This window comes from Streptomyces sp. NPDC059788 (genome assembly GCF_042732265.1).
Lineage (GTDB): Bacteria > Actinomycetota > Actinomycetes > Streptomycetales > Streptomycetaceae > Streptomyces.
Map to the genome: position 1 here is coordinate 96,685 of NZ_JBHWHY010000013.1, position 23,200 is coordinate 119,884.

The following is a 23,200-nucleotide window of genomic DNA, read 5'->3' on the forward strand; positions in this document are numbered from 1 at the left end:
GCCGAGAGTTGCCGGAAAGCTATTTCTGTTAAGGGTTGGTGGAATGTCTGTACACGCAGAAACCGGTCGGCCGCTGTCCGGGGCCCAGTCGGGCATCTGGTTCGCCCAACGGCTCGAACCCGGTAATCCGGCTTACAACACCGGCGAATACCTGGAGATTCACGGCCCGGTCGACACGGAACTCTTCGGCACCGCGCTGCGCCGCACGGTCACCGAAGCGCAGACGTTCGGTCTCCGCTTCGCCGAAACCGAGGACGGGCCCCGGAGTTTCCCCGGGCCCGCCGCCGACCGGCCCCTGCACATCGTGGACGTCAGCGCCGAGCCCGACCCCCGCGCGAGCGCCGAGGCGTGGATGCGCACCGACCTCGCGACGGCCGTCGAGATCACCGAAGGTCCCCTGTTCACCGAGGCGCTGTTCAAGGCGGCACCCGACCGCTACTTCTGGTACCAGCGGGCGCATCACATCCTGCTCGACGGCTACGGCTACACCCTCGTGGCCCAACGGCTGGCCAAGGTCTACTCCGCCCTCGCGGCGGGGCAGGAAGTGACCGAGGAGTTCGCCCCGCTGGACCTGCTCCTGGACGCGGAGGCCTCGTACCGCGCCTCGGAGATGTACGAACGCGACCGCGCCTATTGGACGGAGCGCTTCGCCGACGCCCCCGACGCGGTCGGCCTCACCGAAGGCACCGCCCGGCCCTCCGCCACCTCCCTGCGCCGCACCGCCACCCTGCCCGCCGCCGACGCCGAACGGCTCCGGGCCGCCGCGGTACGGATGGGCGTGGGCAAGGCCGAGCTGTTCCTCGCCGCGGCCGCCGCCTATGTGCACCGCGTCACCGGCACCGCGGACGTCGTCCTCGGGCTGCCTTCCCTGAACCGGACCCGTTCCAGCGCCCTGCGGATACCCGGCGTGGTGTCGAACATCCTGCCGCTGCGCCTCGCCGTGCGCCCCGGCACCACCGTCCGCGAACTCGCCCACCGCGTGGCCGCCGAACTGCGGGCCGTGCGCACGCACCAGCAGTACCGCGGCGAGGAACTGCGCCGTGACCTCAAGCTCCTGAGCGGCGGCCGTCGCCTGTACGGCCCGGTCGTCAACCTCGTGCCGTTCGAGAACGACGCGCGCTTCGGCGGCCACCCCACGACCTACCACCACCTGTCCGGCGGCCCGGTCGAGGACCTGTCGATCACCCAGCGGCCCGGCCCCGGCGGCAGGGGCCTGCACATCGCCTTCGACGCCAACCCCGCGCTGTACACCGAGGACGAACTCGCCGACCACATGCAGCGGTTCCTCCGCCTGCTGGACCAACTCGTCGAAGCCGACGCCGACATGCCGGTGGGCCGGACCAGCCTGCTGGAGCCCGCCGAGCAGCCCCCGTACACCGCCACCGGCACCACGCCGCCCGGACCCGACGCCACCTTGCCGGCCCTGTTCGAGGCCCAGGCCGCCCGTGCGCCGGGGGCGACGGCCGTCACGCTGGACGACACCGCCCTGAGCTACACGCAGCTCAACACCCGCGCCAACCGGCTCGCCCGGCTCCTCGTGGAGCACGGCGCCGGCCCGGGACGGATCGTGGCCCTCGCGCTGCCCCGCTCGACGGACCTGGTGACCGGACTCCTCGCGGTGCTCAAGACCGGCGCCGGCTACCTCCCCATCGACCCCGGCCATCCGGCCGAGCGCATCCGCGCCATGGCCGAGGACGCCGCGCCCGTCCTGCTCGTCACCAGCACCGAGGTGACCCCGGCGCTGCCGGACACCGGCGTCCCCTCCCTCGTCCTCGGCGATCCGGCCACGGACCGGTCCGTGGCCGGACGGGCCGGGCACGACCTCACCGACGCCGACCGCCGCTCCCCGCTCACCCCGCGGGACACGGCCTACGTCATCTACACCTCCGGCTCCACCGGACGGCCCAAGGGCGTACGGGTCCCGCACTCCAACGTCGTCCGGCTCTTCGCGACCTCCGCCGCCCACTTCGACTTCGGCCCGGACGACGTCTGGACGCTCTTCCACTCCTACGCCTTCGACTTCTCCGTCTGGGAGATCTGGGGCGCGCTCCTGCACGGCGGCCGACTGGTGATCGTCCCGCGCCGCACCACCCGCTCCCCCCAGGAGATGCTGGAGCTGCTGCGCGACGAGGGCGTGACCGTGCTCAACCAGACGCCCTCCGCCTTCCGACAGCTCACCCAGGCGGACCAGAAAGCACCGGAGACGGGCCGCGGGCTCGCGCTGCGCTACGTCGTCCTCGGCGGCGAGGCGTTGGAGCCCACCCAGCTCAAGCCCTGGATCCGGCGCCACGGCACGCATGCCCCGGCCCTGGTCAACATGTACGGCATCACCGAGACGACCGTGCATGTCACCCACCAGTCACTGACCACCGGTCTCATCGAGGGGGACCGGGCGCGGAGCGTCATCGGAACCGCCCTCCCGGATCTGCGGGTATACGTCCTCGACCACTGCCTCCAACCCGTACCGCCCGGCGCGGTGGGGGAGATGTACGTGGCAGGACCCGGTCTGGCCGACGGATACCTGGGCCGGGCCGCCCTGACCGCCGGCCGGTTCGTCGCCGATCCGTACGGACCGCCGGGCGAGCGCATGTACCGCTCCGGCGACCTGGCCCGCCGGCTGCCCGACGGCACACTGGAGTACGCCGGGCGCGCCGACCAGCAGGTGAAGATCCGCGGCTTCCGCATCGAACCCGGCGAGATCGAAGCCGCGCTCGTCGCGCACCCCGCCGTCGCCCAGGCCGCCGTCGTCGCCCGCGAGACGGGGAGCGCCGGCGACCGGACACTGGTCGCCTACGCCGTCCCAGGGCCGGGGCACCGCCCGGACCCCGCGGAGCTGCGCACCTGGCTGGCGACCCGACTGCCCGCGTACATGGTGCCCGGCGCCTGCGTGATTCTGGACGCCCTGCCGCTGACCGGGAACGGCAAACTGAACACCGAGGCGCTGCCCGCCCCCGACTTCGCCGCGGGCGCCGGCGGCCGGGCCCCGGACACCGCGGCCCAGGCGCGGGTGTGCCGCCTCTTCGAGGACGTCCTGCGGCTGCCCGAGGGCACCGTCGGCATCGACGACGACTTCTTCGACCTCGGCGGCCACTCCCTGCTCGCCGCCAAGCTGCTGACCCGGCTGCGCGCGACGACCGGCGCCGAGGTGACCATGGCCGCGGTGTTCGACACGCCCACCCCCGGTGGCCTGGCCGCACACCTGACCGGCGACGACGAGGAGGCGCCCGCCCGGCCGCCGCTCGTCCCCGCCGAGCGCCCCGCCGGCATCCCGCTGTCCCCCGCCCAGGCCGGACTGTGGTTCCTCGACCGGCTGGAGGGGCCGAGCCCCACCTACAACATTCCGCTGGCCCTGCACGTGGACCACGACGTGGAGCCGGACGCCCTGCGCGCCGCGCTCGCCGACGTCGTCGCCAGACACGAGTCGCTGCGCACGGTCTTCCCGCAGCGAGGCGGCGAGCCCCGCCAGGAGATCCTGGCCGCGGACGACCCCGCCGCCCGGCCCGTTCTGCGCGTCAGCGACGTGTCCGGCCCCGAGGAGGCGGCCGCGCTGCGCGCCGAGACCGTACGGCGCGTCTTCGACCTGGGCGCGGAGCCGCCGTTGCGCGCGCACCTGCTGAGGGGCGCCGACAGCGGGTGCGTCCTGCTGCTGGTGGTGCACCACATCGCGGCGGACGGCTGGTCACTGGACCCGCTCGCCCGTGACCTGGCACACGCGTACGAGGCGCGGTCGGCCGGGCGCGAGCCCGAGTGGCGGCCACTGCCCGTCCAGTACGCGGACTTCACGCTCTGGCAGCGCGCCCTGCTCGGCGACGAGAACGACCCCCGCAGCACGGCCGGCCGGCAACTGGCCCACTGGCGCGACACGCTGGCGGGGCTGCCCGGCGAACTCGGCCTGCCGTACGACCGGCCCCGGCCGCGCACCCCCGGCCACGCCGGTGACACCATCGGTCTGCGCATCGACGCCGCCCTCCACCGGGACCTGACGGCACTGGCACGAGAGCACCGGGCCACCCTGTTCATGGTCCTCCAGGCCGCCTGGGCCGCCACGCTGACCCGCTGCGGCGCCGGCACCGACATCCCGCTCGGCACCCCCTCGGCCGGGCGCGACGACGAGGCGCTGGAAGACCTCGTCGGTTACTTCGTCAACACCCTCGTCCTGCGCACCGACACCTCCGGCGACCCGGCCTTCACCGAACTGCTGGACCGCGTCAGGGAAACCTGCCTGGCCGCCCACGCGCACGGCGCCGTGCCGTTCGACCGCGTCGTCGAGCACGTCAACCCGCCCCGGGCCGTCGGCCGCCACCCGCTGTTCCAGGTCATGCTGGCCCTGCAGAACGCCGCCGACGCCGAACTGCGCATGGCCGGCACCCAGGTGCGCCTGGACCCGGGCGGTGTCGGCACCGCCCGGTTCGACCTCATGCTCTCCTTGGAAGAGCGCTGGGACGCCGACGGCACCGCCGACGGGGTCCAGGGCACCGTGGAGTTCAGCACCGAGCTCTTCGACCGGGGCACCGTCGAGCGTCTGGTCGCCCGCCTGCTGCGGCTGCTCGCCGGAGCCGCCGCCGACCCGGCGCGGCGCCTGTCCCGGCTCCCGCTGCTCGATGCCGTGGAGGAAGCCGAATGGGACGGGTGCGCCGCGGACTGCGAGCGGGCCCTGCTCGCGGCCGACGGCGTACGCGAGGCCCTGGTGACGATCCGCCGGTCGACGGCCGGGGCCAGGGAAGCCGTCGCCCACGTCGTGCCCGGCGCCCCGGTGGACCGTGACCGTCTCGCGGTCGCCGCCCGCCAGGCCTTGCCTGCCGGCGCCGGACCGCTGCGTGTCGTCCTGGTCTCCGCGCTGCCCCGCACGGCCGACGGCGCCCTGGACACCGAGGCGCTGGACCACATCCCCGTACTGGACGACGGGCTGGCCGCGGCCTGGGAACGTGCCCTCGCCCTCGATCCCGGCACCGAAGCCGCGGCCGTCGTCATCCGCGACACCGTGCCGCCCCCCGTCGGCCACCTGCACCTCGGCGGTCTGCCCGGCACCGGCGGCGCTGTCGGCGCCCCGGATGCCGGGACGCTCACGGGGGAGGACACCACGGACGCCGACGGCCCCGGCGGAGCTGCTCCCTCGGTGAGCGAGGGGCCGCGTCAGGAGCCCGTGCCGTACACCCACCTCGGCCAAGCCCTGCGGGCCGCCGCACGGGGCGACGGTGAACTCGTGTACCTGCGGACCGACGGGTCGCACGGGCGGCAGAGCTACGCCGAACTCGCCGAAGAGGCCTCCCGCATCCTCGGCGGCCTGCGGGCCCGTGGAGTGCGCCCCGGCGAAACGGTGATCTTCCAGTTCGACGACAACGAGGACTTCGTGCCCATGCTCTGGGCCTGCGTCGCCGGTGGCGTCACCGTCCTGCCGATGGGTGTGCCCGCCTCCTACCGGGACGCCTCGCCGCTGCTGAGCAGACTGGAGGGCTGCTGGGAAACTCTGGGCCGTCCCCGGATCGCCGCCGGTGCGCGCCCCGCCGCCGGACTGCGCGAACGAGCCGCCCGGCAGGGCCCGACCGGCTCCGACGTACTGCTCGTGGACGAACTGCGTACCGCGCCGCCCGCCACCGACTGGCACGAGGCGGACCCCGACGAGGCGGCGCTGCTGCTCCTCACCTCCGGCAGCACGGGCCTGCCCAAGGCGGTCACCGTCACCCACCGCATGGTGCTGAGCCGTTCGGCGGCGACCGCGCAGTGCAACGGGCTCACCGAACACGAGACCACCTTCAACTGGATTCCCCTGGACCACGTCACCGGCGTGGTGATGTTCCACCTGCGGGACGTGTTCCTGGGCTGCCGGCAGATCCACGCCCCGACCGGCTGGATCACCGAGGAGCCACTGCGCTGGCTCGACGCCCTCGACCGCTGGCGCGCCACCGTGACCTGGGCACCGAACTTCGCCTTCGGCCTGGTGAGCGAACGGGTGGCCGACGAGCCCAGCCGGACCTGGGACCTGTCCGCCCTCAAACTGGCGATGAACGCGGGCGAGGTCGTCGTCCCCCGCGTGGTGCGCCAGTGGCTGCGGCAACTGGAACCGTTCGGCCTCGACCAGACGGTCATGCACCCCGGCTGGGGCATGTCCGAGACCTCCTCCGTCGTCACCGACACGTCCTACACACCCACCGGCTCCGCCGACGAGGTGTACGTCAGCTGCGGCAAGCCCTACCCGGGCTTCGCGATGCGGGTGACCGACGACCGGGACCGGGTGGTCCCCGAGGGGAGGGTGGGCCACTTCCAGGTCCGCGGCCCCTCGGTGACCCCGGGCTACCACGACAACCCCGAGAAGAACGCCGAGTCGTTCACCGACGACGGCTGGTTCCGCACCGGCGACCTCGCCTTCCTGCGCGACGGCGAGCTGTACCTCACCGGGCGCGCCAAGGACGTCATCATCGTCAACGGGGTCAACCACCCCAGCCACGAGATCGAGGCCGTGGTGGAGGAGACCGAGGGCGTGGTGCGTTCGTACACGGCCGCCGTCGCGGTCCGCACCTCGCCCGCGGCCGCCACCGACGAGATCGCCGTGTTCTGCTGCCTCGCGCCGGGCACCGACGAGCCCCGGCTGCTCACCGAGATCGCCGGGCGGGTGACCCGCGAGATCGGAGCCGCGCCCGCCTTCGTCCTGCCCGTCACTCCGGCCGACATCCCCAAGACCGAGATCGGCAAGGTGCAGCGGACCCTGCTGCGCAAGCAGCTGGAAGCCGGACACTTCACCGACACCATCCGCCGCGTCGACCTGCTGCTGGCCAACGAACGCACCGTCCCCGACTGGTTCCACGAGCCCACCTGGCAGCGTGCGCGGCCGCGCCCCACGGACCCTGCGCGGTCCGGCGGCCACACCCTCGTACTGGCCGGCGGCCAAGGCGCCGTCGCCCGCGAGCTGAAGACGCTGCTCGCCGACGACGGCTGCCGCGTCACCGTCGTCACCGGCCCGGCGGACGACGCGCTCGGCCGGGACACCGACCGGGTCGTCGACCTCACCCTCCTCGACGCACCCGCGGCCGACACCCCGCTGGACCCCGCCGGAGCCACCGCGGACGCGTCCCGCCTCGTCGGCATCCTCACGGCCCTCGCACCCGCGGACGACGAACGCCGGATCACGGTCGAGGTCGTCGCCCGCCACAGCCGCGCGGTACGGCCCGGTGAACCCCTGCGCCCCGAACGCGCGGCGGCCGTCGCCGTCCTCAAGAGCGCACTGCAGGAACTGCCCTGGCTCGACGGGCGCTGGACCGACCTCGGGCCGGCGGCCGGGCGGGACACGGCCGCCTCGGTGGCACGGCGCATCCACACCGAGATCGCCACCGCGCCGTGCGAGGCGGAAGTCGCCTGGCGCGAGGACGGGCGCCGGATCAGCCGGCTGCGGGCACTGCCCGCGCCCGACGCGGACACCGCGGCACAGCCGGTGTTCGACCAGGGCGGCCACTACCTGGTCACCGGCGGTCTCGGCGGGATCGGCACCGAGCTGGCCCGGCACCTGATCGGGGACTGCGGAACCCGGCTCACCCTGCTCGGCCGCACCCCCGTGGAGGCGGACCCGGAGCGGGCCGCCGTACTGCGCGAACTCCAGGCGCTGGGGGACGCGCGGTACATCACCGCCGACATCACCGACCCGGCGGCCGTCGAACAGGCGCTGGCACAGGCCCGGGAACACTTCGGCGACCCGGCGGGCGTACTGCACCTCGCCGGCCACTTCGCCGAGCACCCCCTCATCGAGTCCACCGAGGAGCAGTGGGCCGAGGTGCTCGCCGCCAAGGTCGCGGGCGCCGCGGTCCTGACGGAAGCGCTGCGCGACAGCCCGGGGACGCTGTTCGTGACGTTCTCCTCGGTGAACGGCTACTTCGGCGGGGCGATGGCCGGCGCCTACTCCGCGGCCAACGCCTACCTGGACGCCCTCGCCGTACACCAGCGCGCCCTGGGCCTGCGCGCCCGCAGCGTCGCCTGGAGCATGTGGGACGACCTCGGCATCAGCCGGGGATACGCCCTCAAGGCCCTCACCCGGGCCCGCGGATTCCGCCTGCTGGGCCGTCGCGAAGGGGTGCGCTCGCTCGCCGTCGCCCTGCGCCACGGGCTCGCGCACACCCTCGTCGGCCTCGACCCCACCGCCCCGTGGGTCCGCAGCCACCTCCTGAGCCCGACCCGGCCGCTGCAAGAACTGGCCGGCTACCGGGTGGGCGGGACACCCACCGCCCTGCCCGGAACGCTGCCCGACCGCTTCGGCACCCCCGCACCGTGCGCGGTGGAAGCCCTCGACGCCCTGCCCACCACCCGGGACGGCCGGACCGACCGGGACCGGCTCACCGGCCACGCCCACACCGCCTCCGGTACGGGCGACCGCCCCGCCCCCGGAGCCGAAGAGGCCATCGCCGCCATCTGGAGCGAGATCCTCGGTACCGACCACATCGGCCGCGACGACGACTTCTTCTCCCTGGGCGGCCACTCCCTGCTGGCCACCCGCCTCGTCGGCCGCCTGCGCGGCGCACTCGGCCTGGACGTCGCCGTCGCCGACCTGTTCGCGGCGCCCACCGTCGCCGGACTCGCCGCGCTGGCCGCCGACCGCGGCCTGGCTCCGCGCCGTCCGCCGCTGCTCCCCGCCGAGCGGCCGGACCCCCTCCCGCTGTCGTTCGCCCAGCGCCGGCTGTGGTTCCTCAACCAGCTCGAAGGGCCGAGCCCGACGTACAACATCCCGCTGGCCCTGCGCCTGTCCGGCGACCTCGACCCGGACGCGTTGCAGGCGGCGCTCGCGGATGTCGTCGACCGGCACGAGATCCTGCGCACCCGGTACCCGGACGACGAAGGAGTGCCCCGCCAGGTCATCGCCGCTCCCGGCGAGGCGGCCCCGGTGCCGGTCCGGACGTACACCGGCGGCGCACAGCGCGACGAACACATCCGGCGGGCCGCCCGGCACCCCTTCGACCTGGCCACCGAGCTGCCGGTCCGCGCCGAGCTGCTGACCACCGGCCCGGACGAACACGTCCTCGTCGTGGTCGTCCACCACATCGCGGGAGACGGATGGTCCCTGCGCCCGCTGACCCGCGACCTGGCGACCGCGTATGCGGCGCGCCGCGCGGGGGCCGCTCCCCGGTGGACCCCGCTCCCGGTGCAGTACGTCGACTACACCCTCTGGCACGAACAACTCCTCGGCGACGAGGCGGACCCGGACAGCCCGGTCTCCCGGCAGCTCGCCTTCTGGACCGAGGAACTGGCCGGAGCCCCCGAGGAACTGGCACTGCCCACCGACCGCCCCCGGCCCGAACACGGCAGCCACCGGGGCGGCCGGGTGCACACCGAGGTGTCCGCCGAGGTACACCGCGCCCTGACCGGACTCGCCAGGGACAGCCGGGCAAGTCTGCTCATGGCGCTGCAGGCCGGGGTGGCCGCGCTGCTGACCCGGCTCGGCGCGGGCACGGACCTTCCCCTGGGCACCCCGGTCGCGGGCCGCTCCGAGGCCGCGCTTGAGGAGCTGGTGGGATTCTTCGTCAACACCGTCGTGCTGCGCACCGACACCACCGGCGACCCGAGCTACCGCGAACTGCTGGGACGCGTCCGGCGTACCGACCTCGCGGCGCTGGCCCACGAGGACGTGCCCTTCGACCGGCTCGTCGAGGTGCTCAACCCGGCCCGCTCGCGAGCCCGCCACCCGCTCTTCCAGGTGGCGTTCGCGATCCAGGAGCCGCCGGAGATCGGCGACGCCATGCCGGGACTGACCGTCGAGGTGGACGCGGTCAGCACCGGTACGGCCAAGTTCGACCTGTTCTTCGCGATGGTGGAGCGGCGCTCCGAAGACGGCACGCCCGCCGGCCTCGACGCGTACCTGGAGTACGGCACGGACCTGTTCGACGACAGCTCCGCGCGGACGCTGCTCGCCCGTCTGGTGCGGCTTCTGTCCGCCGCGGCGGACACGCCGGACACGCCGTTGAGCGGTCTCGACATCGTGCTGCCGCAGGAGCGCGGCCAGTTGGTCGCCGGTGTCGCCGGGGTCGAAGCGGAGCTCGAACTGCCCGGAGTGCTGCGCCTCTTCGCCGAACAGGTCGAACGTCGCCCGGAGGCCGTGGCCGTCACCGGCGCCGGTGCCCCGCTGAGCTACCGGCAGCTGGACGAGGCCGCGAACCGGCTGGCGCACCGCCTGCTCGACCGCGGGCTGGCCCCGGGGGACCGCGTCGCGGTGTGCGCCCCGGCCTCCGCCGACACCGTGATGGGTGTGCTGGCGGTGCTCAAGGCGGGCGGCGTCGTCCTCGGAGCCGACCCCGCCGAACCGGCCGAGCGCCTCCGGCGCATGTCGGCCGACCATGGTGCCGCGTACGTGCTCAGCGCGGACGCCGACGCGCTCGCGGCGGCGGAGCGGCCCGGCCGGCCGGTGGTCGTCACCTTCGACGAGGGACGGGCCGGTGACGCGGCTGCGCCCCGGGTGGCGCTGTCCGGCGACGACCCGGCCTGGCTGGAGTGCCTGCCACGGGGCACCGTGACCCTGGGCCACGCGGCCCTGGCACGCCGGCTGAAGCCGCTGTCGCGGAGGACGGCACTGGCCGACGCCGACGCCGTGGCCCACGTCGCCCCGCTCACGTCCGTGGTGGCGGCCTGGGAGATCCTGGCACCACTGTGTCGCGGCGCGCGCATCGTGACCGGTGTCCCTGCGACGGCCGATGACGGTGCCGGTGTGACGGCCGGTGCAGGCGATCCGGTCGAGGTGGCCGCAGAGCGCTGGCGGTGGCTCACCGGCCATCACGTGTCGGTCGCGTTGCTGACCGAGGACGCGCTGGAGCGGCTGCTGACCGCCGCCGAGCGCGACCCGGCGCTCACGGACGCGGCACCGCGTTCCCTGTGGTGCGTCGCTTCCCGCGTCGCACCCGCCATGGCGCGGCGTTACGCGGAGCTGTTCGCCGCCTCCCCAGGCTGGGTCTACGCCGTGCCCGGCGCCGGAGCCGCGGCGTTCGCCCACCCGGCCGAGTCCGCGGCGTCCGCCCCGGCCGTACCCACGGTCGTCCTGGACGAGTCGGGCAACCTCGCCCCCGCCGGCGTCTTCGGAGCGGTGCACATCGCGGTGTCCGGCCTGTCCGCCGACGGCGCGGACGACTGGCTGCGGGACAACACCTTCGGAGCCCTGCTGCCCGGAGCTGAACACCTGGTACGCACCGGCGACATCGGCCGGATCACCCAGGACGGCCATCTGGAGATCCGCGGCCCCGAAACCGGCTGGGCCGAGGTCGCCGGCCGACGCGTAGGACTGGCCGAGACCGAGCGGAGCCTGCTCGCGCTGCCCGCCGTGCGGGAGTGCGTGGTACGCCCCAAGCGGACCGAGGCGGGCCCCACCGAACTGGTGGCCTTCGTGGTCGCCACCGGAGCGCTGCCCGCCGGGCGCGTGCGGGAGGCTGCCCGTGCGGCGCTGCCCCGGCCCGCCGGACTGAGCGGCGTGGTCTTCCTGACGGACCTGCCCCGCTCGGGCGACGGCCGCCCCGACCTGGGCGCGCTGGACCGCATGCCGGTGGCCGACGATTCGCCGGCCGGCGTCTGGGAGGAGCGGCTGCGCACCCTGCCGGGCGTACGGGACGCCGCCGTCACCCTGGACAGCACGGCGCAGCCCGTCGCCCGGGTCCGCGTGGCTGCGCCCGGCCCGTCCCCGGCCGCCCCGAACGGAACGGACCCGGACGGCCGTACCGCGGACACCGGAGTCGGTGTCGGTACCGCTCCTTCCATCAGCGACGGCGGAGCGCCGCCCGCGCTGCCCGTGGACAACCTCGTGGCGGCACTGCGCCGCGCCGCCGCCCAAGGGCCGCACGCCGAGATCGTGTACATCACGGAAGACGGCGCGGAACACCGCCAGTCCTACGCCGACCTGCTCGACGCCGCCTCGCGGGTCCTCGGCGGCCTGCGCCGGCTCGGCCTGCGCGCCGGAGATCAGGTGCTCCTCCAACTCGGCGACAACGCGGACTTCCTGACCGGGCTGTGGGCGTGCGTCCTGGGCGGCTTCGTGGCCGTGCCACTGGCCGCGCCGCAGGGTTCCGAGGAAGAGGACACGGTGCAGCCCAAGGTGGCAGCCCTGTGCGCGTTCCTGGACCGGCCGTGGCTGCTCACCACCCGTGCCCCTGCCGCACCTTCCACCGAACCCGGGCACCCCGACCGGCGCGAACCGCGAACGGTGACGATCGGCGAGCTGCGCGAACAGCCCGCGGACCACGACTGGCACGCACCCGGGCCGGACGAGGTGGTGCTGCTGATGCTCACCTCGGGCAGCACGGGAGTGCCCAAGGCGGTGCAGCTCACCCATCGCAACGTGCTGACCAGATCGGCCGCCACGGCCCAGGTCAACTCCCTGACCCCGGACGACGTGTCGTTCAACTGGATGCCGCTGGACCATGTCGGCGGTGTGGTGATGTTCCACCTGCGGGACGTGTTCGTGGGGTGCCGGCAGGTTCACGCGCCGACGCGGTGGGTACTGGCCGATCCGGTGCGCTGGATGGAGGTCGCGGACCGGTACCGGATCACCGCGACATGGGCGCCGAACTTCGCCTTCGGGCTGCTCAACGACCACGCCGAAGCCATCGGCGCCGCCACCTGGGACCTGTCCTGCCTGCGGTACGTCCTCAACGGCGGAGAGGCCGTGGTGGCCAGGACCGCCAAGCGCTTCATGCGGCTGCTGACCCCGCTCGGGCTGCCCGTCACCGCCATGCGGCCCTCATGGGGCATGTCGGAGACGTCCTCCGGCGAGACCGAAGGCACGCTCGATCCCGACACGACCGCCGACGACGCCCCGTACGTCTCGGTGGGGCGCCCCGCTCCGGGCTTCGCCGTCCGCATCGTCGACGACCACGGGCGTGTCGTCCCCGAGGGGCACGTCGCGCGGATCCAGGTGTACGGCGCGGCGGTGACCCCGGGATACCTGAACCACCCGCGACAGAACCGGGAGTCGTTCACCGAGGACGGCTGGTTCGACACCGGTGACCTGGGATTCCTGCGCGACGGCGCGCTGACCGTCACGGGCCGCGCCAAGGACGTGATCATCGTGCACGGCGTGAACCACGCCGCCCATGAGATCGAGTCCGTGGCCGAGGAAGTCGACGGCGTGACACGGTCGTTCACCGCCGCCTGCGCGGTACGCGGACCGGACGGGACCGGCGACGAACTCGCCGTCTTCCTCGTCCCGCGGGAGGACGCCGACCTCGCCGACGTCGTACGCCAGGTCACGGCGCGGCTCGCCCGGTCCGCCGGCGTCGTGCCGTCGTACGTGATCCCGGTGGAGCGGGAGCGGATTCCCAAGACCGATATCGGCAAGATCCAGCGGTCGAAGCTGGCCCGGGAGTTCCTGGAGGGCGGCTTCGCGGACCCGATCGCGCGCACGGACGCGCTGCTCGGCCACCGGAACACCGTGCCGAACTGGTTCTTCCGGCCGACCTGGCAGCGGGCCGACCTGCTCCCGTACGCGACCGATCCGGCAACGGTCCGGCGGGTACTGATCGTTGCGGACGCCCCCGGCCTCGCGACCGTGCTCGCCGAACGGCTGCGGAGCCAGGGCGTGACCGTCGACGTCACCGAAGCCGACGCCGTCGCGACCGCCGGCGAGATCCTGTCGGCGGTGGACACGGTGCTCCACCTGCGCTGTTTCGCGCCCTACGACGCCGAGGGCGGCCGACCGGACAGCGGTCCGCGGGACCTGGCCGCCGCACCACGGCGCGTCGCCCGGCTCGTCGCGGCCCTCGCGGCACACCGTGGCGGCAACGGTGAACAGAAGCGGGTGGACTGGTACGAAGTCACCAGCTTCGGCCAGCGCGTCGACGACGGCGAGCCGCTCGACTGCGCACGAGCGGCGGTCACCGGGCTGCTCAAGAGCCTCGGCCAGGAACTGCCCTGGCTGCGCGCCCGCCACATCGACCTGCCGTTCCCCGGGCAGGGCGAAGCGGCCGGACACGTACTCGCCGAGCTGACGTCGTCCTCCGGCGAACCCGAGGTCGCGGTGCGCGACGGACGGCGCTGGGTGCGGCGTCTCGCGCAACTGCCGCCCGAACCGGCCCAGCCGGCCCAGCCCGTCTTCCGCCACGGCGGGTGCTACGTGCTCAGCGGCGGCCTCGGCGGTATAGCGGTGGAGCTGGCCCAGCATCTCCTGACGGCTTACGGGGCCCGCCTGCTGCTGCTCGGCCGTACCGGACTGCCCCAGGAGAGCACCTGGGACGAGCACATCGCCGCCGGAACCGGACTCGGCCGCAAGCTGGCCGCCTGCCGAAAACTGCAAGCGCTGGGCGACGCCACGTACGCAGCCGCCGACGTGACCGACACCGAGGCCGTACACCGCGCCCTGACGGCAGCGGAAGCCCACTGGGGCACCCGGGCCACCGGCGTCTTCCACCTGGCGGGTGACCTGACGGAGAAGCCGCTGACCGAACTGACCGACGACGACTGGCACACCGCCTTCGCGGCCAAGGCCCAGGGAGCACGGACACTGTACGAAGTGGCCCGGGACCGCCCGGACGCCGCCTTCGTGGTGTTCTCCTCGGTGAACGGCTACTTCGGCGGCAGCACGGTGGCACCGTACGCCGCCGCCAACGCCTACGTGGACGCCCTGTGCGCCAACGGGGCGCAGACCGGGGTCACCGCCCGCAGCCTCGCCTGGAGCATGTGGCGCGAGACCGGCATGAGCCGCGGCCACGCGCTCACGGACTTCACCAGGGCACGCGGCTACGAGGTCCTGGGGCGCCGCGAAGGCGTCCAGTCCGCCACGGCCGCCCTGGCCCACGGCACACCGCACGTTCTCATCGGCCTCGACCCGTCGGCGCCATGGGTGCGCAGCCGCGTGAGCGGACCGGGCGGGCCCGCGCAGCACCTGGTCGCCCATGTCGTCCCCACCTCCGGAGCCGTTCCGCGTACCGACCACGTATCGGTCCGCGACCGGTACGGCACACCGGTCGAATGCACCTGCGTCCTGGTCGACGAACTGCCCGCCCCCGGCGACCACGGCCCCCGGCGCGCCCTCTCCCCGGGGCACCCGGCCCGGGCCACCGCACCACGCAACCCCACCGAGGAGGCACTCGCGGAGATCTGGTGCGAGGTCCTGGAACGGGACCGCGTCGGCGTCGAGGACAGCTTCTTCGACCTCGGCGGCCACTCCCTGCTCGCCACCCGGCTGGTCAGCCGGATACGGGCCCGGTTCGGTGTGGAACTGAACGTCGGCGTCCTCTTCGACCACCCCACCGTCGCCGCTCTCGCGGAACGGGTGGGGGAGTCGCGGAAGCCCGGCGGCGCGCCCACCGAACCGGATGCCGCGGACACCCGTCCACTGCTGCGCCCGGTCGCCAGGCCCGAGGAAGGCCCGCTGTCCTACGCCCAGCGCCGACTGTGGTTCCTCGACGGAATGCCCGGCGCCGGCCCCTCGTACAACATCCCGTTCGCGCTGCGCCTGTCGGGCGCGGTGGACGCCGAAGCACTGCGGGCCGCGCTGCACGACGTGGTGGGCCGCCACGAGAGCCTGCGGACGGTCTTCCCGGTCCGTGCAGGCGTTCCCCGGCAGCGTGTGCTCGCACCGGACACCGCCCGGCCCGGCCTCACCGTGGCGCGGGTGGCGCCCGGCGAACTCGACGCGAGGCTCGCCGCGGGCGCCCGGCACCACTTCGACCTCTCCCGGGACCTGCCGGTCCACGCCGAACTGCTCACCACGGGCGAACGGCAGCACGTCCTGCTGCTGGTGCTCCACCACATCGCCGGTGACGGCTGGTCGATGGCACCGCTCTGCCGCGACCTGGCCGCCGCCTACCGGGCGCGACGCCAGGGAAGCGCCCCGCGCTTCGCGCCGCTGCCAGTCCAGTACGCCGACTACACCCACTGGCAGCGGGAACTGCTCGGCGACGAGGCCGACCCCCGGAGCGTCGCCGCCCGCCAACTCGCCTACTGGCGCGAGGCCCTTGACGGCGCCCCGCAACAGCTGGAACTGCCGGCCGACCGCGCGCGGCCCGCGGTGGCGACCCGGCGCGGGGAGAAGCTGTCCGTCAGCTGGTCACCCGAGCTGCACCGGGCCCTGACCGAGGTGGCCCGGGAGAGCCGGGCCAGCTTGTTCATGGTGCTGCAGGCAGGGCTGGCCGCCCTGCTGACCCGGCTCGGCGCGGGCACCGACCTGCCATTGGGGACCACGGTGGCGGGCCGGTCCGACGAGGCGCTGCGCGACCTGGTGGGTTTCTTCGTCAACACCCTGGTGCTGCGTACCAGTACGGCGGGCGACCCGACCTTCGGTGAACTGCTGGCACGGTGCCGGGCGACGTCCCTGGACGCCTTCGCGCACCAGGACGTGCCCTTCGAACGTCTTGTGGAGGTCGTCAACCCCGTCCGGTCGCTGGGCCGCCACCCGCTGTTCCAGGTGGCGTTCGCCGTGCAGAACAACCCGTGGCCGGTCCTCGACCTGCCGGACGCCACGGCCGACGCGGTCACCCTGCACAACGGCACCGCCAAGTTCGACCTCTTCTTCGGGTTCAGGGAACGGTACGCGAACGAGGAAGGGGCCGACACCCACGGTGCCCGCGTCCCCGCCGGCATCGAGTGCGTCGTCGAATACGCCACCGACCTGTTCGACCGCACGACGGTCCAGACCCTCGCGTCCCGGCTGGAACGCCTGCTGACCAGCGTCGCGGCCGACCCCGGACGGCGGATCGGCTCGGTGGAGATCCTGGCCGCCGACGAGCGGAAGCAGCTCCTCGACGGGGAACGTGTCCCCACCGGACCGGTGCCGGTACAGACCCTGCCCGACCTGTTCGCGGCGCAGGCCGAGCGGACCCCGCACCACCCGGCGCTCCGATGGGCCGGGCCGGACCCGGAGGAACTCACCTACCGCGAACTGGACCTCCGGGCGGAGCGGCTCGCCCGGTTGCTGGCCGGGCGGGGCGTGGGCCCGGAGCGGATCGTCGCGCTCGTCCTCCCCCGGACGGCGGACCTCGTCGTGGCGATGCTCGCGGTGTCCAAGGCGGGCGCGGCCTACCTGCCGGTGGACCCGCGCTACCCCGCCGAGCGGCGGACGTACATGCTCACCGACGCCCGGCCGGCGCTGGTACTGACCACCGCCGCACTCGCCCGACAGGACGCACACGCGACCGGCCCGGCGACCCTGGCGCTGGACGAGCCGGACATCCAGGAAGCGCTGCGCGGCGGCTCCGGCGCACGCCTCACCGACGCCGAGCGCACCGCGCCGCTGCTCCCGGACCACCCGGCGTACGTGATCTACACCTCGGGATCGACCGGCCGGCCCAAGGGAGTCGTGGTCACCCACCGCGGCATCGCCGCCTTCGCGGCCTCGCTGCGCGAGATCCTCGCCCCCGACGCCACGAGCCAGGTGCTGCAGTTCGCCTCGCACAGCTTCGACGCCGCCTTCTGGGACCTGTGCACGGCACTGCTCTCCGGCGCGACCCTGGTCATGGCGCCCCCGGAGCGGCTGCTCCCCGGCCCCGCACTGGTGGACCTGTTCGACCGGGAGCGGATCACCCACGCGATCCTGCCCCCGGCCGTACTGGCGGTACTGCCCAGCGGCAGCCTGCCCGCGGGCACGGCCCTGGCCGTGGGAGGCGAGGCGTGCCCCGCGGACGTGGCCGCCCGCTGGGCACCGGGCCGGTTGATGGTCAACGCCTACGGTCCGACCGAGGCCACGGTCTGCGCCACCATCAGCGACCCGCTGGGAAAGGAACCTTCCGGCGCGGACGGCGCGCCGCCCATCGGCCGGCCCGTACACGACACCCGGGTGTACGTCCTGGACGACGCCCTGCAGCCGGTCCCGCCCGGCGTCCCGGGCGAGCTCTACATCACCGGCCCGGGGCTGGCCCGGGGATACCTCGACCGGCCCGGCCTGACCGCCGAACGCTTCGTCGCCAACCCCTACGGCCCGCCGGGCTCCCGTATGTACCGCACCGGCGACCTGGCCCGCCGACGTGCCCAAGGCGACCTGCAATACATCGGCCGCGCCGACGAACAGGTCAAGATCCGGGGCTTCCGTATCGAACCGGGCGAGATCGAAGCCGCGCTGTCCGAACGGGCGGAGGTCGGCCAGTGCGCGGTCGTGGCGTGTGAGGCGGCAGCCGGGCCCAAGCGCCTGGTGGGCTATGTCGTACCGGCCGGCACCGCCCGGCCCGACACCGCCGAACTGCGCCGATCCCTCGCGCAGACGCTGCCGGACCACATGGTGCCCAGCGCTCTCGTCGTGATCCCCGGGCTGCCGCTGACCCCCAGCGGTAAAACCGACCGCCAGGAGCTGGCGCGACGACCGGTCGAAGCGATGGCCACCACGCCCCGCGTCGCCCCCCGCGACCACCGGGAACGGCAGATCGCGGCGGTCTGGGCCGAGACGCTCGGCGTCGGACAGGTCGGCGCCGACGACAACTTCTTCGACCTCGGCGGCCACTCCCTGCTTCTGGCGGAACTGCAGACCCGGCTCGCGGCACTGCTCGGCCACCCCGTGGGGATCGTCGATCTGTTCACCCACACCACGGTCGCCGCGCAGGCCCGCCACCTGGGCCGTGCCGCCGCCGCGCCGACCGGGCTCACCGCCGCACGCGAGCGCGCCGACCGCCGGCGCACGGCGCGTACCCGGCGCGGCCCGAACCCCACCCGAAAGGAAACGCCCCAGCATGACTGAGACCACCGAGACGAGCACGCCCCCAGAAACCCGTGGGACGGGCATGTCCGGGGCACCGGCACAGGACGCGGACCACGTCGCGATCGTCGGGATGGCCGGCCGCTTCCCCGACGCGCCCGACCTGGACCGCTTCTGGTCCAACCTGGTCCGTGGCCACGAGTCGATCCGGGAGGTGAGCGCCGCCGACTACCTGGCCGCGGGCGGCGACCCGGCGGGGCTGGACGACCCCTACCTGGTGCGCAAGGCATCCGTGGTCGACGGCATCGAGCTGTTCGACGCCGACTTCTTCGGCTACCGGCCCACGGAGGCCGACCTGCTCGACCCCCAGCACCGGCTCTTCCTCGAATGCTGCCACCACGCGCTCGAACACGCCGGACACGACCCCGACCGCTTCGAGGGCCTGACCGGCGTGTACGCGGGCGCCGGCCAGAGCAAGTACTTCCTGTCCCACGTCCATCCCCGCCTCGCGGGCGAGGCCCTCTCCGTGAACTGGTTCTCCGCCGGGCTGAGCAACGACCCCGGAGCGTTCGCGACCCGGGCCGCCTACGAGCTCAACCTGACGGGACCGGCGGTGTCGGTGCAGACCGCCTGCTCCACGTCCCTGGTCGCGGTGCATCTCGCCTGCCAGGACCTGATCAACTACCGGTGCGACGCCGCACTGGCGGGCGGCGCCTCCCTGAACCCCCTGGCGAAGCAGGGCTACCGCTACGTCGCGGACGGCCCGTTCTCCCCGGACGGCCACTGCCGCGCCTTCGACGCCGCGGCGGCCGGAATGTCGCCGGGCGACGGGGTGGGAGCGGTGGTCCTCAAACGCCTGGACGACGCGCTCGCCGACGGCGACCACATCTGGGCCGTCATCAAAGGCTCCGCCGTCAACAACGACGGCAACCGCAAAGTGGGCTTCACCGCTCCGAGCACCCAGGGCCAGACAGAAGCGATCCTCGCCGCCCAGGCCGCCGCCGGAGTGGACGGTGACTCGATCGGCTACGTCGAGGCCCACGGCACCGGCACCGCGCTGGGCGACCCGATCGAGGTCGCCGCGCTCACCGAGGCGTTCCGCCAGAGCACCGGCCGCCGCGGGTTCTGCGCGCTCGGCTCGGTCAAGACCAACATCGGGCACCTCGACGCCGCGGCCGGCATCGCCGGACTGATCAAAGCGGCGCTGGCACTCAAACACCGCACGCTCCCGGCCACCCTGCACTTCACCGACCCGAATCCGGCGATCGACTTCTCCGGCAGCCCCTTCTACGTGAGCGCCAAAACCCTCGACTGGCCCTCCGGCGACGGGCCCCGCCGCGCCGCCGTCAGCTCCCTCGGAGTCGGCGGAACCAACGCCCACCTCATCCTTGAGGAAGCACCGGCCACCCGGCCCGCCCCGAAGGACGGCCCCCGGACCGGCCGCCCGGTCGTCCTGCCCCTGTCGGCCAAGACCCCGCAGGCACTGCGGGAGCTCTCCACCCGTATCGCCGAGCACCTGGCCGAACATCCGGAGCTCGCCATCGGCGACGTGGCCCACTCCCTGGCCCGGGGGCGGAAGGAGTACGCACAGCGCCGGGCCGTCGTCTGCCGCTCCGGCGCCGAGGCCCGCGAACTGCTCACCCGCCCCGAGCCCGCCGTGAACGGCGCCGAACGCCCCCAGGTGACGTTCCTGTTCCCGGGAGGCGGCGCGCACCACGACGGCATGGGCAAGGAGCTCTACGACACCCAGCCGGTGTTCCGCGGGGAAATCGACCGCGCCGCGGCCATCCTGCTCCCGGTACTCGGCCAGGACCTCCGCCACGTCCTGTACGAGGACGCGGCACCCGAACGGTCCTGCTCCTTCCCCGCCCTGGTCGCGACGGAGTACGCCACCGCCAGACTGCTGATCGACCACGGCGCCGACCCCGACGCTCTGATCGGCCACTCCCTGGGCGAATACACCGCGGCCTGCCTGGCCGGAGTGCTCTCCTTGGAAGACGCGCTGCCCCTGGTCGCCGAGCGCGAGCGGCTGCTGGAACTCGTCGGTGGCAGCACGCTGAGCGTGTCCCTGTCCGAAGACGCGGTACGGTCCCGGCTGACCGGCGGACTGTCCCTGGCCACCGTCAACGCACCACAGATGTGCACGGTGTCCGGCCCGACCGAGGACATCGAACGGCTCGAACGGGAGCTGGACGCCGCCGCCGTCGAGCACCGCCGGGTCCGGGTCGCCACCGCGGCACACAGCCACCTCCTCGATCCGGTCCTCGACGACTACGCCAAGGCCCTGGACCGCGTCACCCTGCACCCGCCGCGCATCCCCTTCCTGTCCGGCGTCACCGGCACCTGGATCACCGACGAACAGGCGACGAGCCGGGAGTACTGGGTACGGCAGTGCCGGGCGACCGTGCGCTTCGCCGACGGACTGCAGACGCTCCACGACGAACTGTCCCGGCACGGAAGAACCGTGCTGGTCGAGTCGGGCCCGGGCCGCATGCTGTCCCGCTTCGCCGAACTGCAGCTGGACACGGCCGCGGTCACCGTAGCGGCCATGCGCCACCCCAAGGCCGAGGAGCCCGACACCGACGTGCTGGTGCGCGCCCTGGCGGCCCTGTGGACGCACGGCGCCCCGGTGCGCCGGCCGGACGAGGACGGCGCACGGCACGTCCCGCTGCCCGGATACCCCTTCCAGCGGCGGCGCCACTGGATCGACGCGCCGCCCACGGACGCGTCCGAGCAGCCCGTATACGTACTCCCCAACGGCCTGCGCGAGGACAACTACCCCGTCACCCGGGCCGTCGCCGCCCGCACCCGCGGACGCCTGATCATCACGGACCCCGCCGCGGGCGACGCGGCACCGGCCGGGGACCTGGCCACCGGCCTGGCCGAGCACCTGGGAGAGGCCGAACGCCGCCTGCGCGACCGGACCCGGGTGGAACACACGCCGGCCGACCGCCGTTCCATGACCGACCGGTGGTGCGCCCTCTACACGTGTGCCTACCTCCGGCGTCACGGCATCGGTGCCGAACCGGGCTTCGAGATACGGCGGGCGGACGTCGTCACCCGGCTCGGCACGGTGCCCGCCTACCGCAAGTTCGTCCACGCACTGCTCGACATGCTCGTGGACGACGGCATCGTGAAACCGGTCCCGGACCCCGACCCGAACCCCGCCCCGGACGCCGACGGCGACACCCTGCGCTTCACCGGTGACACCGGCGGCGCCGAGGAGATCGCCGAACTGGAGCAGGCCCTGCTCACCCGCTTCCCCGCCGCGGCCGAGGACCTCGACCTGGTCAAGAGCTGTGTGGCGGAATACGACGCGGTCCTCACCGGAGCGAAGTCCGGTACCGAGGTCCTGCGGCCGGACGGCCGCAACGACCGCTCCGCGTCCGGCGCCGAGCGGCTCCTGAGCCACGGCGACGTCGCCGTGTACCGGGCCCTGGTCGTGGAGGAGGTCTCCCGACTGGTGGACGAGGCGGCCGGCCGGCCGCTGCGCATCCTGGAGGTCGGCGGCGGACAGGGCTACCTCACCTGGCCGGTGGCCGAGGCGCTGCGCGGCAGCGGGAACGTCACGTACCACTTCACCGACCTCGGACGCTCCTTCGTCGTGGCCGCCCAGCACGAGGCGGCCGAACGGGGCCTGGACTTCATGACGTTCGGCGTCCTGGACGTGGACCGGGGTGCCGGGGACCAGGACGGCAGGGACGGCCGGGCGTACGACATCGTGCTCGCCTTCAACGTTCTGCACGCGACGCCCGACCTCCCCCGTACGGTGAGCAACCTGCACACGATGCTCGCCCCGGGCGGCCTGCTGTTCGTCCTGGAAGCCGCGTCCACGCCGCGCACCGCCATGATGAGCGTGGGGCTCTTCGAGGGCTGGTGGTACTTCGACGACGACATCCGCACCTTCTCCCCGCTCATCCCTCCGCACCGCTGGCAGGAACTGTTGCAATCCGCAGGCCTGCGCCCGGTCCTCACCCGGCCGGACCGCGCCGACGAGCACACCGCCGATCACGGCCTGATCATCGGTGCCCGCGCTCCGCTGAGCGGGGCGGCGGCCGGCATGGCACGCGTGGCCGAGCTGACAGCCCTGGGAGCCACGGTTCGCCTGACGAACGAAGCCGAACTCCCCGCGCTCCTGAGCCCTGCCCGCGCCGCCACCCGCGAAGAGGCCCCCAAGGACGCGGCCCCAGCAGCCGAGGACGGCGAAGACACCCCGGCCACCGCTTCCTTCAACCGGCGTCCCGACCTGGCAACCACCTATGTGGCACCCCGGACGGAATTGCAGGGTCTCGTGACCCGGCATTGGGCCGATGTCCTGGGCCTGGACCGTGTCGGTATCCACGACAACTTCTTCGACCTCGGCGGGGACTCCCTGCTGGTGCTCCAGATGGCCGGGCGGCTCAGGGACGAGTCGGGTGTCGATCTCTCGGTGAAGAAGCTCTTCGAGAATCTGACACCGGCGGAGGTGGCCCGCGAAATCGAAGCCCTGCGACGCCGGTCCGGTGGGGGAGCGGCACACATCACACCGAGCAAGAGGCGGGGTGACGCCTCGTGAATCCCCCCTCGCAGCGCAATCGCTGTCAGAGTGAACCGCGTACGGGACTGAATACGGGACCGCTGCGGTAA

The 23,200-nt window shown here is 73.7% G+C and carries 2 protein-coding genes; both read left to right on the top strand.

What is annotated here, in order from left to right; genetic code table 11:
• Window positions 1-43 precede the first annotated feature (43 nt).
• On the top strand, window positions 44-18,616 hold the full coding sequence (locus ACFV57_RS13945) for an amino acid adenylation domain-containing protein (RefSeq protein WP_385230218.1): 18,573 nt from the start codon (window positions 44-46) through the stop codon (window positions 18,614-18,616).
• Window positions 18,609-23,129 (top strand): beta-ketoacyl synthase N-terminal-like domain-containing protein, encoded by a 4,521-nt coding sequence (locus ACFV57_RS13950; RefSeq protein ID WP_385230221.1) that lies wholly within the window; start codon window positions 18,609-18,611, stop codon window positions 23,127-23,129. Before ACFV57_RS13945 ends, ACFV57_RS13950 begins: the two co-directional genes overlap by 8 nt.
• Window positions 23,130-23,200: the final 71 nt, after the last annotated feature.

Coding starts and splice junctions, on each gene's coding strand:
- ACFV57_RS13945 (WP_385230218.1), top strand. CDS start 44: ATGTCTGTACACGCAGAAACCGGTCGGCCGCTGTCCGGGGCCCAGTCG.
- ACFV57_RS13950 (WP_385230221.1), top strand. CDS start 18,609: ATGACTGAGACCACCGAGACGAGCACGCCCCCAGAAACCCGTGGGACG.